We start from the raw sequence: 12171 nt of genomic DNA on the forward strand, positions 1-12171 counted from the left end.
ATTCTGTGATTGTTCAGCTTGGACAAATCATCGATGCCTTGGGGGGAGAGCTCGTTGGGGGATTGCGAGACCAAGAAATTGCTCGTATTTCCCCGTTAGAGACGGCAGACGCCGCCTCTATTAGTTTTCTCAGCAACCCAAGGTATGCGACGCAAATGGCCGCCTCCAAGGCGGCCTGTGTCATTGTGGCGCCTGCGATGCGTGATGCTGCGGTAATGCGTGGTGCCTGCATTGTGGTTGCGAACCCTTACGTGTACTTCGCGCGTTTGACGCAATTTTGGCGTGCGAAAAAACAAGGGCTTAAACCTTCCGGTATTCACTCGACGGCGGTGGTTGATGCAACTGCGGTTGTTGGCGATGGTGCTTATATAGGCCCCCAATGCGTGGTGGGTGCTGGTGCTCGCATAGGTGCAGGTACGGTGCTGAGCTCTCGCGTGACCGTAGCCGATGAATGTGAGATCGGCGAGCGTTGTTTGCTGCACCCAGGTGTGGTAATCGGCGCGGATGGGTTTGGCTTTGCCAGCGATGGAGCCAGTTGGATCAAAATTGAGCAACTGGGCCGAGTGCGAATCGGGAGCGATGTCGAGATTGGTGCTAACACCTGCATTGATAGGGGGGCACTCGATGACACCATCATCGAGGATGGTGTGAAGATCGATAATCTGGTGCAGATTGCACACAATGTGCATATTGGTGCGCACTCGGTCATTGCCGGTAACGTCGGTATTGCAGGTAGTGCGCGCTTGGGGCGTAATTGCTCCATCGGTGGCGCTGCGAATATTTTGGGGCACTTGACTATTGCGGATGGAACCAGTATTTCGCCGACGTCGATGGTGACGCGCTCTATTCATCAGCCTGGCTTGTACACTGGTATCTTCCCATTGCAAACCAATGAGCAATGGGAAAAAAACGCTGCTTCTTTCAAGCAACTGCATGCGCTGCGAGAGCGCATCAAAAAGCTCGAGAAAGCGCTTGAAGCGCAAAAAAGCAACAACGGAAATTCATAATGGATATTCACGCAATTCTCAAACAACTTCCTCACCGCTATCCTTTTTTGCTGGTGGATCGTGTTGTTGAGTTGGAGAGCAATAAGCGCATTCGCGCAATCAAAAACGTTACTTTTAACGAGCCGTTTTTTCAGGGGCATTTTCCAGGCCGTCCGGTGATGCCTGGAGTGTTGATGCTCGAAGCACTGGCACAAGCCGCAGGTTTGCTGGCCTTTGACGCCATGGGTCAGGTGCCTGATGAAAACAACATCTATTATTTTGTTGGGATTGACTCGGCGCGATTCAAGCGCCCTGTTGAACCAGGTGATCAGCTGATTTTGGAGGCTTCGATTGACCGTGTGCGTGGCGGCATTTGGAAGTTCAAGGGTGTTGCGCGGGTTGGTGATGATGTGGCTTGCGAAGCTGAGCTGATGTGCACCATGCGTTATGTGGGACCTGAAAAGCAGGCTTGATGAGCGCGAATATTCATCCAACAGCCATCATTCACGAAGGGGCAAAACTGCACCCGTCTGTGACTGTGGGGGCGTACAGCATCATCGGCCCCCATGTTTCGATTGGCGCGGGTACATGCGTTGGACCACATTGCGTCATCGAAGGGCACACCTCGATTGGTGTCGATAACCATATTTTCCAATTTGCTTCGTTGGGCGCTCAACCGCAAGATAAAAAATATGCGGGAGAGCCGACTCGGCTTGCAATTGGCAATCGCAACACCATTCGCGAGTTTTGTACCTTCAACACCGGGACTAGCCAAGATGCAGGGGTTACGCGCATTGGCGACGACAACTGGATCATGGCTTATGTGCACATCGCGCATGACTGTGTGGTAGGCAACAACACCATCTTGGCTAACAACGCCACATTGGCTGGTCATGTGCATTTGGGCGATTGGGTCATTTTGGGTGGGCTGACAGGTGTGCACCAATTTGTAAAGATTGGCGCACATGCCATGGCGGGTTTTGCCAGTCGTGTGGCGCAAGATGTGCCGCCTTTCATGATGATTGAGGGTAACCCGCTGGCTGTGCGTGGCTTCAATTTGGAAGGCTTGCGTCGTCGTGGATTCACACCTGAGCGTTTGAAGGCGGTCAAGCAGATGCACCGGTTGCTGTATCGACAAGGGCTGACTTTGGAAGATGCCATGCAAGCGATTGCAGCTTTGCTGCAAGAAATGCCAGAGGCAGCGCAAGACATCGCATTGATGCAGTCTTTTCTTGCTACTTCCACTCGGGGTATTGCGCGCTAAGGCCATGTCTTTTTTACAGAATCAGCAACCGCGTGTTGCCATGGTGGCCGGCGAGACGTCAGGAGACTTGCTCGCCGGTTTGCTTTTGGACGGCATGCGCCAGCAGTGGCCCCAGGTGCAAAGCTATGGGATTGGTGGCTCACAAATGCAGCAGCGTGGCTTTGATGCCTTGTGGCCTAGTGAGCGGCTGGCCGTGCATGGCTATAGCTTCGAAGTGCTGATGCGCTTGTGGGATATTTTGTCGATTCGCAAACAGCTGCGAGGCAAGCTTTTGCAAGATCGACCCGATGTCTTTGTGGGAATCGATGCGCCTGACTTCAATTTGGGGTTGGAGCAGGATTTGCGCGCATCCGGGATCAAGACGGTGCATTTTGTGTGCCCCTCGATTTGGGCTTGGCGCCCTGAGCGTGTACACAAAATTCGCGCTGCGGCAGATCATGTGCTGTGCCTGTTTCCTTTTGAACCAGAGTTGCTTGCTCGGCACGATATTGCGGCCACATATGTAGGCCATCCTCTGGCGCAAGTGATACCGATGGAGCCTGATCGTGCTGCGGCCCGTGTGCGTTTGGGGCTGTCTGCAGATGCGCCAGTGCTGGCATTGCTTCCGGGGAGTCGCCGTGCAGAGGTGCAATATATTGCCAAGCCTTTCATGCAAGCTGCGGCGCTGCTCAAGCAGCAGTGGCCAAACTTGCAAGTGATACTGCCTGCAGTGCCAGCGTTGCATGACAAGCTGATAGCTTTAAGCCATGAGCTGGGCGTGGCGGGCTGGTTGCAGATTGTCCGGGGGCAGTCGCATGATGTGCTGGCGGCCTGTGACTGCACTTTGATTGCCAGTGGTACCGCGACTTTAGAGGCTGCGTTATTCAAGCGCCCCATGGTCATTTCCTACCATATGCATCCTTGGAGCTACCAACTCATGCAGCGCAAGCAATTGCAGCCCTGGGTGGGTTTGCCCAATATTTTGTGCTCTGATTTTGTAGTGCCTGAGTTGTTGCAAAACCAAGCATCGCCACGCGCTTTGGCGGATGCGGTGGCGCAGTGGTTAGATGGCAGCGCCCATGCTTGCGCCAAAATTAGTGCTGTCCAACAGCGATTTACTGCTTTGCACCAAGAGCTGTGCAGAGACACTCCGACCTTGTCTGCCCATGCCATCCAAAAAGTCCTTTCCGCCTGAGCAAAGCTGCCTGCAGTGGCATGCGCCAGGTTTGGTGGCGGGTGTGGATGAGGCAGGGCGCGGTCCGTTGGCAGGCCCTGTGGTGGCTGCTGCCGTGATCTTGGATGATCTGAATCCTGTGATGGGGTTGGCAGACTCCAAAAAACTCACGGCAATGCGTCGCGAAAAGCTGTTTGATGAAATCCGTGCCAAAGCTTTGTGTTTTTGCATTGCCGAGGCATCCGTGGAAGAAATTGACCGCCTCAATATTCTGCAGGCCACCATGCTGGCCATGCAGCGGGCGGTCAATGGACTGCGCCTCAAGCCTGCTTTGGTGCAGGTGGATGGCAATCGCATTCCCTTGTTGGATGTTCATGCAGAAGCCATTGTGAAGGGGGATGCACTGGTGCCAGCCATTTCTGCAGCCTCCATTTTGGCCAAGGTGCACCGGGATCGTTGGTGTGAAGCCTTGGATCGCAGCTACCCACAGTATGGTTTTGCAGCGCACAAAGGCTACGGCACCGCAGCGCACTTGCAAGCGCTGAACGCGCATGGGGCAACTCCTGAGCACCGGCGCAGTTTTGCGCCCGTGACACACGTTATTCATAAATTTGCAGTCCAGCAGGCTGCAGCCGCTACGGCATGAACATCACAGAAATTAGTTCCCGCGACAACGCGTTGGTTAAAGAATTGCGCCGTCTCTCCCGTGAGAGTGGCATGTACCGCAAGCTAGGCTATGCATGGATCGAGGGTGACCACCTGTGCCGCGCCGTACTGGCGCGCGGTTTGCAGCCGAAGGTGGCGGTGTTTGCAAAGTCTTTTTGGCCTCAAGTGCCCGTGGAATGGGCGCAAGCAGCTAGCAAAGTTGTTGTTTTGGATGACGCTTTGTTTGCGGATATCAGTGGCTTGGAGTCTCCTGCGCGCATGGGCTACGTCATGCCGTGGGCGGCGGATGTTCAGGTGCGATCGGGTGTGCCGACCGTGGTGCTTGATCGTGTGCAAGATGCGGGCAATGTAGGGTCTATCTTGCGCTCGGCCTCGGCCTTTGGTTTCCAGCAAATTGTTGCTTTGAAAGGCACGGCTGCACTGTGGAGTCAAAAAGTGCTGCGCGCAGGCATGGGGGCGCACTTTGCCTTGCACCTGGTGGAAGGTGTTGAAGCTGAGGTGCTGGCGCAATTGCAGGTGCCCGTGGTGGTGACCAGTTCGCACCGCGGTGATTTGATTCACCACTCCAGCTTGCCTTGGCCTTGCGCATGGGCCATGGGGCATGAGGGGCAGGGCGTAGGCCCTGCGGTGGAGGCGATGGCGGCACAACACGTGCGCATCGCCCAGCCTGGAGGGGAAGAGTCGTTGAACGTGGCTGCAGCTGCGGCCATCTGTTTGCACGCTAGTGCAGTGAGTCATCTCGATTGAAGGGGTAGGGGGCAATCCCTGTGAAAAGCCAGTAGGGCAACTGGAAGTGGATATAATGAGAGGCTTTTCAGCATTCTTTCCATACGCCTAGCGACGCTTTTCCCGTCATTCATTGCAGACAAGCAAATTCCCTATGCCGCTAGGCAGTAGGGCTCACGCTGGGCGTAACCGTACTTAAAACCGGAGAATCCAGTGCTTTTGTCTCTCAAGGGAAACTTCCCATCCGCCATCTTGGCGCTCGCAGACGGCACGGTCTTTATTGGCAACTCGATTGGTGCGCAAGGCACCACCGTTGGTGAAGTGGTGTTCAACACTTCGCTGACTGGCTACCAGGAAATCCTCACCGACCCCAGCTACTGCCAGCAGATCGTGACGCTCACGTATCCGCACATCGGCAACTACGGTGTCAATCCTGAAGATGTCGAAGCTGACAAGATCCATGCCGCAGGTCTCATCATCAAGAACCTGCCCTTGCTGGCCAGCAACTTCCGCAGCACCCAGACGCTGTCCGAGTACCTGACCGAAGGCAAGACCGTCGCTATCGCCAACATCGACACCCGCAAGCTCACGCGACTGCTGCGTGACCACGGAGCGCAAAACGGCGCTATTGTGGGTTTGGCCGCTGGCGAAGAAGTCACACAAGCCAAGATTGACGAAGCCATTGCCGCAGCCAAGGCCGCCCCCAGCATGAAGGGATTGGACTTGGCCAAGGTGGTGACCACCGACAAATCCTATGCATGGACCGAGACCGAGTGGAAGCTGGGTGAAGGCTACGGCAAGCTCGAAGCACCCAAGTTCAAGGTTGTGGCCTATGACTTTGGCGTGAAGAAGAACATTTTGCGCATGCTGGCCGAGCGCGGCTGCGACGTGACCGTGGTGCCTGCCCAGACGCCCGCCAAGGATGTGCTGGCGATGAACCCCGATGGCGTGTTCCTGTCCAACGGCCCTGGCGACCCAGCGCCTTGCGACTACGCGATTGCCGCTGCGCAAGAGATCATGGCTGCCAAGAAGCCGCTGTTTGGTATCTGTCTGGGCCACCAGATCATGGCCCTGGCCTCCGGCGCCAAGACCTTCAAGATGCAAAACAGCCACCACGGTGCCAACCACCCTGTGAAGGATCTGGACTCCGGTCGCGTCAGCATCACCAGCCAGAACCACGGCTTTGCGGTGGAGCTGGAGTCGTTGCCTGCGAATGTGCGCGCCACGCACATCAGCCTGTTTGACGGCACGCTGCAAGGCTTGGAACGCACCGATGTTCCCGCTTTCTGCTTCCAGGGCCACCCTGAAGCATCGCCTGGCCCGCACGATATTGGCTACCTGTTTGACCGCTTCACAGCGCTGATGGAGAAGAACTAATGCCTAAGCGCACCGACCTTAAAAGCATTTTGATCATTGGCGCCGGTCCCATCGTGATCGGTCAAGCCTGCGAGTTTGACTACTCTGGCGTGCAGGCCTGCAAGGCCCTGCGCGAAGAGGGTTACAAGGTTATCCTGATCAACAGCAACCCCGCCACGATCATGACCGACCCCGCAACAGCGGACGTCACCTACATCGAACCCATCACCTGGCAGACGGTCGAGAAGATCATCGCCAAAGAGCGTCCCGATGCCATCCTGCCTACCATGGGTGGTCAGACCGCGCTGAATTGCGCGCTGGATCTGTGGAAGCACGGCGTGCTGGACAAGTACAACGTCGAACTGATTGGCGCCAAGCCCGAAGCGATTGACAAGGCGGAAGACCGCCTGAAGTTCAAGGACGCCATGACCAAGATCGGTCTGGGCTCCGCGCGCTCCGGCATCGCCCATTCGATGGATGAAGCGTGGGCCGTGCAAAAGCAAATGGGCTTTCCTACCGTGATTCGCCCCAGCTTCACGCTGGGCGGCACTGGCGGTGGTATCGCTTACAACTCGGAAGAGTTTGAGACCATTTGCAAACGCGGTTTGGAAGCATCCCCCACCAACGAACTTTTGATCGAAGAGTCGCTGCTGGGCTGGAAAGAGTACGAGATGGAAGTGGTGCGCGACACCGCGGACAACTGCATCATCGTCTGCTCGATCGAAAACCTGGACCCTATGGGTGTGCACACTGGTGACTCCATCACCGTGGCGCCTGCGCAGACGCTGACCGACAAGGAATACCAGATCATGCGCAATGCCTCCTTGGCAGTGTTGCGCGAGATCGGTGTGGACACCGGCGGCTCCAACGTGCAGTTCTCGGTGAATCCCAAGGACGGTCGCATGATCGTTATCGAGATGAACCCCCGCGTCTCGCGTTCCTCGGCGCTGGCCTCCAAGGCCACGGGCTTCCCGATTGCCAAGATCGCCGCCAAGCTGGCCGTCGGTTTCACGCTGGACGAGCTGAAGAACGAAATCACGGGTGGTGCCACCCCCGCGTCGTTCGAGCCCTCGATCGACTACGTGGTCACCAAGATCCCACGTTTCGCGTTCGAGAAGTTCCCCACCGCCGACAACCGCCTGACCACGCAGATGAAGTCCGTGGGCGAGGTGATGGCCATCGGCCGTACCTTCCAGGAATCCTTCCAGAAAGCCCTGCGTGGCCTGGAAGTGGGCGTGGACGGCATGAACGAAAAGACCCAGGACCGCGAAATCCTGGAAAAGGAACTGGGCGAGCCCGGTCCCGACCGTATCTGGTACGTGGGCGATGCCTTCGCTGCCGGCTGGTCGCTGGACGAGGTGCACGCCATCACCAAGATCGACAAGTGGTTCCTGGTGCAGATCGAAGAGATCGTCAAGATCGAACTCGACCTGGACAAGCACTTCGAAGCCCATGGCGAAAAGGCTTTGACCCTACTGGATGCCACCACGCTGCGCACGCTGAAGCAAAAGGGCTTCTCGGACCGCCGCCTTGCCAAGTTGCTGCACACCACCGACAAGGCGGTGCGCGAAGCGCGCAAGGCGCTGAAGGTGCGTCCCGTGTTCAAGCGCGTGGACACCTGCGCGGCCGAATTCGCGTCCAACACGGCGTACATGTACTCCACGTATGACGAAGAGTGCGAAGCAGCTCCCACGGACAAGAAAAAGATCATGGTGCTGGGCGGTGGCCCGAATCGCATCGGCCAGGGCATCGAGTTTGACTATTGCTGCGTGCACGCCGCTATGGCCATGCGCGAAGATGGTTACGAAACCATCATGGTCAACTGCAACCCTGAGACGGTTTCGACCGACTACGACACCTCCGACCGTCTTTATTTCGAGCCGCTGACGCTGGAAGACGTGCTGGAAATCGTCGATGTCGAGCAGCCTGAAGGCGTGATCGTGCAGTACGGCGGCCAGACCCCGCTGAAGCTGGCCCTGGGCCTGGAAGCCGAAGGCGTGAAGATCATCGGCACTACGCCTGACATGATCGACGCCGCCGAAGACCGCGAGCGCTTCCAGAAGCTGCTCAACGATCTGGGCCTGCGCCAGCCTCCCAACGCCACGGCACGTACCGAAGCCGAAGCGCTGGAAAAGGCCGCTGGGCTGGGCTACCCCCTGGTCGTGCGCCCCTCCTACGTGCTGGGCGGCCGTGCCATGGAAATCGTGCACGAGCAGCGCGACCTGGAGCGCTACATGCGCGAAGCTGTGAAGGTTTCCAACGACTCGCCCGTGCTACTGGACCACTTCCTGTCCAACGCCATCGAGTGCGATGTGGACTGCGTGCGCGATGCCACCGGTGCCGTGTACATCGGCGGCGTGATGGAGCACATCGAGCAAGCGGGCGTGCACTCCGGTGACTCGGCCTGTTCGCTGCCACCTTACTACCTGAAGGCAGAAACTGTTGCGGAAATCAAGTGCCAGACCGCTGCCATGGCGCAAGGCCTGAACGTGGTCGGCCTGATGAACGTGCAGTTCGCCATCAAGGAAGTGGACGGCCAGGACGTGATCTACGTGCTGGAAGTCAACCCCCGTGCCTCGCGCACCGTGCCCTTCGTCTCGAAGGCCACCGGCGTGCAATTGGCCAAGGTGGCGGCACGCTGCATGGCCGGCCAGACCCTGGCCGCACAGGGCGTGACCAAGGAGATCACACCGCCTTACTTCAGCGTCAAGGAAGCTGTGTTCCCGTTCGTGAAGTTCCCCGGTGTGGACACCATCCTCGGCCCCGAGATGAAGTCCACCGGTGAAGTCATGGGCGTGGGCAAGACCTTTGGCGAAGCCTTTGTGAAGAGCCAGATGGGCGCTGGTGTGCATTTGCCAGAAACAGGCAAGGTCTTCCTGTCGGTGAAGAACAACGACAAGGTCCGTGCCATTGCGATTGCCAAGGAGCTGGTTGCCATGGGCTACAGCCTGTGCGCCACCCGCGGTACTGCGGCAGCGATTGCGGAAGCTGGCTTGGAGGTGCAAGCGGTCAACAAGGTGACCGAAGGCCGTCCCCACATCGTGGACATGATCAAGAACGGCGAAATCGCTCTGGTCATCAACACGGTGGAAGAGCGCCGCAATGCCATCGCCGACTCGCGCCAGATTCGCACCAGCGCGCTGCTGGCCCGCGTGACCACCTTCACCACCATCTTCGGCGCAGAAGCTGCCGTGGAAGGTATGAAGGCCATGCGTGGCAACCTCGACGTACATTCCGTGCAAGAGTTGCACGCCATGCTGGCGCACTAAGCGCTGGCGTTTGGCTGCATTCGTCGGGTAATACTTGAGGGCAATGTGCCGTAATCACGGCATAATTAGCCCCTGAACCTAGGAACACCGCCGCGTGGCACTCTGCGCGGCGGTTTGCTTTTGGGGCGTCCCAAACAGCCACGTTGTTGTGGCACTCTGGACATGCCCTCGCGGCGCTACTGTGCTTTTGTTGCGCGTGTACGCCCAGCCGTATGTGGAGAAACTGACATGGCAACCATTCCAATTACCAAGCGTGGTGCAGAAAAGCTCAAGGCTGAATTGCACCAACTCAAGACCGTTGAGCGCCCCAGCATCATCCAGGCGATTGCGGAAGCACGCGCCCAGGGCGATTTGAGCGAGAACGCCGAATACGAGTCGGCCAAAGACCGCCAAGGTTTCATCGAAGGCCGCATCATGGAGGTGGAAGGCAAGCTGTCTGCTGCCCAAATCATTGATCCATCCAGTCTGGATGCCGGTGGCCGCGTGGTGTTTGGCACCACGGTGGAGCTGGAAGACGAAGACAGCGGCGCTGCTGTCACCTACCAGATCGTGGGTGAAGACGAGGCCGACATCAAGCTGGGGTTGATCAATATCTCCAGCCCGATCGCACGCGCGCTGATCGGCAAGGAAGAGGGTGACACGGCCGTGGTGCAAGCGCCAGGCGGTGAGCGCCGCTACGAAATCGTGGCCGTCAAATACATCTAATTGGCTGCTCGGCAGGTTGCAGAAAAACGCAGCACACACATGACCCACAACGCTTCAACCGCTTCCGTGCGCTGGCCCTTGTGGCTGGCGGGCGTGTGGCTGCTGGCCAGTATTGCCACGATTTTTGCGGTGCCGGTGCTGATTGCCACGGTGCCCGCTTGGCATGAGGTGCGTACGTATCTGCAGCAGTTGGGGCAGGTGCATGCTTGGATTGCGATAGCAGCTTGCGTAGGCCTTCTGGTGCTTTCCAAGCGAAAACATGCTGAAACCGAAGAAACGTGGGCGCAAGGTGCTCTGCTTATTTTTGTATTAGGCGGTGTGCTCAGTGTGCTGGTGCTGCAGTTTGGGGTATGGCCCCAGTGGTTGGCACGCTCTAACAGCACCACTTTGCAACTCCAGGTATTTGGCTTGATGGCCGTACACGGTGGGTGCGCCATGTTGACCTGGCGCCGCTTGCGCGCTTGTGCGCGTGGGAAGCTGCCCAGCGATAGCGCTTAGGCAATCGCTGCACTGCACGCTGCACTCCCTCCCAAACCGCTGGTTCTGCCAGCGGTTTTTTTGTGGGGTGCAAGGTGTGGGCGTGGCATGGGCAGCGCGCTGCGGCTGTGCTACAGATTGCCCACCATGTCTTTGGCCACCACCCACTGGTCAAACTGCTCTGCCGTCACATGGCCGCTGGCAATCGCGGCATCGCGCAGGCTGCTGCCTTCGTGGTGCGCTTTCTTGGCGATAGAGGCGGCCTTGTCGTAGCCAATGTGCGGGTTCAGTGCGGTGACCAGCATCAGCGAGCGATCGACCAGCTCGGCAATGCGTTCGCGGTTGGGCTCGATGCCCACGGCGCAGTGCGTGTTGAAGCTGACCATGCCATCTGCTAGCAGGCGCACGCTTTGCAAAAAGTTGTGCGCCACCAGCGGGCGGAACACGTTCAGCTCAAAGTTGCCGCTGGCACCGCCAAAGTTGATGGCGACATCGTTGCCAAAGACTTGCGCAGACAGCATGGTCATGGCTTCGGACTGCGTGGGGTTCACCTTGCCGGGCATGATGGAGGAGCCCGGTTCGTTCTCGGGAATACGGATCTCGCCCAATCCACTACGCGGGCCACTGGCCAGCCAGCGCACATCGTTGGCAATCTTCATCAGGCTGGCGGCCAGGGTCTTGAGCGCGCCATGGGCGTGCACCAGCGCGTCGCAACTGGCCAGCGCTTCGAACTTGTTGGGCGAGGTAATGAAGGGGTAGCCCATCAGCCGGGCCAGCTCGGCCGCCACGCCTTCGGCATAGCCTTGGGGTGCATTCAGCCCTGTGCCCACAGCCGTGCCGCCCAGGGCCAGCTCGTACAAATGGGGCAGGGCGGCGCGCACATGCTGCTCGCCGTGCGCCAACTGTGCCACCCAGCCGGAGATTTCCTGGCCTAGCGTCAGCGGTGTGGCGTCTTGCAAGTGGGTGCGACCAATCTTGACGATATCGGCAAAGGCCTCGCTCTTGGCCTGCAGCGTGGCGCGCAACTGGGTGATGGCGGGCAGCAGTTTTTGCTCAATGGCGGTGACCGCTGCCACGTGCATGGCCGTGGGGTAGACGTCGTTGCTGGACTGGCTTTTGTTGACCTCGTCGTTCGGGTGCACCAAGCGCGCCTCGCCGCGCACGCCGCCCAGCAGCTCGCTGGCGCGGTTGGCCAGCACTTCATTCACATTCATATTGGTTTGGGTGCCTGAGCCGGTTTGCCACACCACCAGCGGAAATTCGCTGGGGTGTAGGCCTGCCAGGACTTCATCGGCTGCGGCGTTGATGGCGGTGGCCTTCTTGGCATCCAGCAGCCCCAATGCGCTGTTCACCGTAGCGCTGGCTTTTTTGACCTGGGCCAGCGCTGCAATGATTTCGCGCGGCTGCTGCTCGCCACTGATGTCAAAGTTCTGCAGCGAACGCTGGGTTTGCGCCCCCCAGAGTTTGTCTGCGGGCACGGCGATCGGGCCGAAGGTGTCTTTCTCGATGCGGGTGGCAGTCATGGCAAGGCAACTCCTGTGGGTACAAAGACCTGACCATCGTAGCGCG

11 protein-coding genes are annotated in these 12171 nt (G+C 58.3%); 10 read left to right on the forward strand and 1 reads right to left on the reverse strand.

Annotated elements, in window-relative coordinates; translation table 11 throughout:
- Nucleotides 1–5 precede the first annotated feature (5 nt).
- The 10 genes from lpxD (at nt 6) to QEP12_RS01730 (ending at nt 10623) form a co-directional block, all read left to right on the forward strand.
- Complete coding sequence (lpxD, locus tag QEP12_RS01685) at nt 6–1007, forward strand: UDP-3-O-(3-hydroxymyristoyl)glucosamine N-acyltransferase (protein ID WP_174863819.1); 1002 nt, start codon at nt 6–8, stop codon at nt 1005–1007.
- Nucleotides 1004–1459 (forward strand): 3-hydroxyacyl-ACP dehydratase FabZ, encoded by a 456-nt coding sequence (fabZ, locus tag QEP12_RS01690; RefSeq protein WP_174863821.1) that lies wholly within the window; start codon nt 1004–1006, stop codon nt 1457–1459. Before lpxD ends, fabZ begins: the two co-directional genes overlap by 4 nt.
- On the forward strand, nt 1459–2250 hold the full coding sequence (gene lpxA, locus QEP12_RS01695; protein ID WP_284213174.1) for an acyl-ACP--UDP-N-acetylglucosamine O-acyltransferase: 792 nt from the start codon (nt 1459–1461) through the stop codon (nt 2248–2250). The genes fabZ and lpxA overlap by 1 nt, the downstream gene beginning before the upstream one ends.
- Before the next feature lie 4 nt (nt 2251–2254).
- Nucleotides 2255–3424 carry a lipid-A-disaccharide synthase gene (lpxB, locus tag QEP12_RS01700; RefSeq protein WP_174862744.1) on the forward strand — a complete coding sequence of 390 codons (1170 nt, stop codon included), beginning with the start codon at nt 2255–2257 and terminating at the stop codon, nt 3422–3424.
- The gene (gene rnhB / locus QEP12_RS01705; protein ID WP_284213175.1) at nt 3396–4049 is read left to right on the forward strand and encodes a ribonuclease HII; all 654 of its coding nucleotides are present in this window, start codon (nt 3396–3398) and stop codon (nt 4047–4049) included. Before lpxB ends, rnhB begins: the two co-directional genes overlap by 29 nt.
- The gene (locus QEP12_RS01710) at nt 4046–4816 is read left to right on the forward strand and encodes a TrmH family RNA methyltransferase (protein WP_284213176.1); all 771 of its coding nucleotides are present in this window, start codon (nt 4046–4048) and stop codon (nt 4814–4816) included. The genes rnhB and QEP12_RS01710 overlap by 4 nt, the downstream gene beginning before the upstream one ends.
- A 192-nt stretch (nt 4817–5008) precedes the next feature.
- Entirely contained in the window at nt 5009–6172 is a 1164-nt protein-coding gene (carA, locus tag QEP12_RS01715) for a glutamine-hydrolyzing carbamoyl-phosphate synthase small subunit (RefSeq protein WP_174862742.1), read from the forward strand.
- A complete protein-coding gene (carB, locus tag QEP12_RS01720) occupies nt 6172–9420 on the forward strand; it encodes a carbamoyl-phosphate synthase large subunit (protein ID WP_284213177.1) in 3249 nt (1082 codons plus the stop codon). The genes carA and carB overlap by 1 nt, the downstream gene beginning before the upstream one ends.
- A 228-nt stretch (nt 9421–9648) precedes the next feature.
- On the forward strand, nt 9649–10125 hold the full coding sequence (greA, locus tag QEP12_RS01725; protein ID WP_219162283.1) for a transcription elongation factor GreA: 477 nt from the start codon (nt 9649–9651) through the stop codon (nt 10123–10125).
- A 39-nt stretch (nt 10126–10164) separates the two neighbouring features.
- A complete protein-coding gene (locus tag QEP12_RS01730) occupies nt 10165–10623 on the forward strand; it encodes a DUF4149 domain-containing protein (protein WP_174862740.1) in 459 nt (152 codons plus the stop codon).
- A 110-nt stretch (nt 10624–10733) separates the two neighbouring features.
- Here the strand turns inward: QEP12_RS01730 and fumC are convergent, their stop codons facing one another.
- Nucleotides 10734–12125, reverse strand: coding sequence for a class II fumarate hydratase (gene fumC, locus QEP12_RS01735; RefSeq protein ID WP_284213178.1), 1392 nt, complete (start codon nt 12123–12125; stop codon nt 10734–10736).
- Nucleotides 12126–12171 lie beyond the last annotated feature (46 nt).

Source organism: Comamonas jiangduensis (genome assembly GCF_030162955.1).
In the GTDB taxonomy this organism is placed as follows: Bacteria; Pseudomonadota; Gammaproteobacteria; order Burkholderiales; family Burkholderiaceae_C; genus Comamonas; species Comamonas jiangduensis.

Excerpts from the sequence above, each read along its gene's own strand:
- lpxA (WP_284213174.1), top strand. The coding sequence starts at position 1,459 with ATGAGCGCGAATATTCATCCAACAGCCATCATTCACGAAGGGGCAAAA.
- lpxB (WP_174862744.1), top strand. The coding sequence starts at position 2,255 with ATGTCTTTTTTACAGAATCAGCAACCGCGTGTTGCCATGGTGGCCGGC.
- rnhB (WP_284213175.1), top strand. The coding sequence starts at position 3,396 with ATGCCATCCAAAAAGTCCTTTCCGCCTGAGCAAAGCTGCCTGCAGTGG.
- QEP12_RS01710 (WP_284213176.1), top strand. The coding sequence starts at position 4,046 with ATGAACATCACAGAAATTAGTTCCCGCGACAACGCGTTGGTTAAAGAA.
- carB (WP_284213177.1), top strand. The coding sequence starts at position 6,172 with ATGCCTAAGCGCACCGACCTTAAAAGCATTTTGATCATTGGCGCCGGT.
- greA (WP_219162283.1), top strand. The coding sequence starts at position 9,649 with ATGGCAACCATTCCAATTACCAAGCGTGGTGCAGAAAAGCTCAAGGCT.
- QEP12_RS01730 (WP_174862740.1), top strand. The coding sequence starts at position 10,165 with ATGACCCACAACGCTTCAACCGCTTCCGTGCGCTGGCCCTTGTGGCTG.
- fumC (WP_284213178.1), bottom strand. The coding sequence starts at position 12,125 with ATGACTGCCACCCGCATCGAGAAAGACACCTTCGGCCCGATCGCCGTG.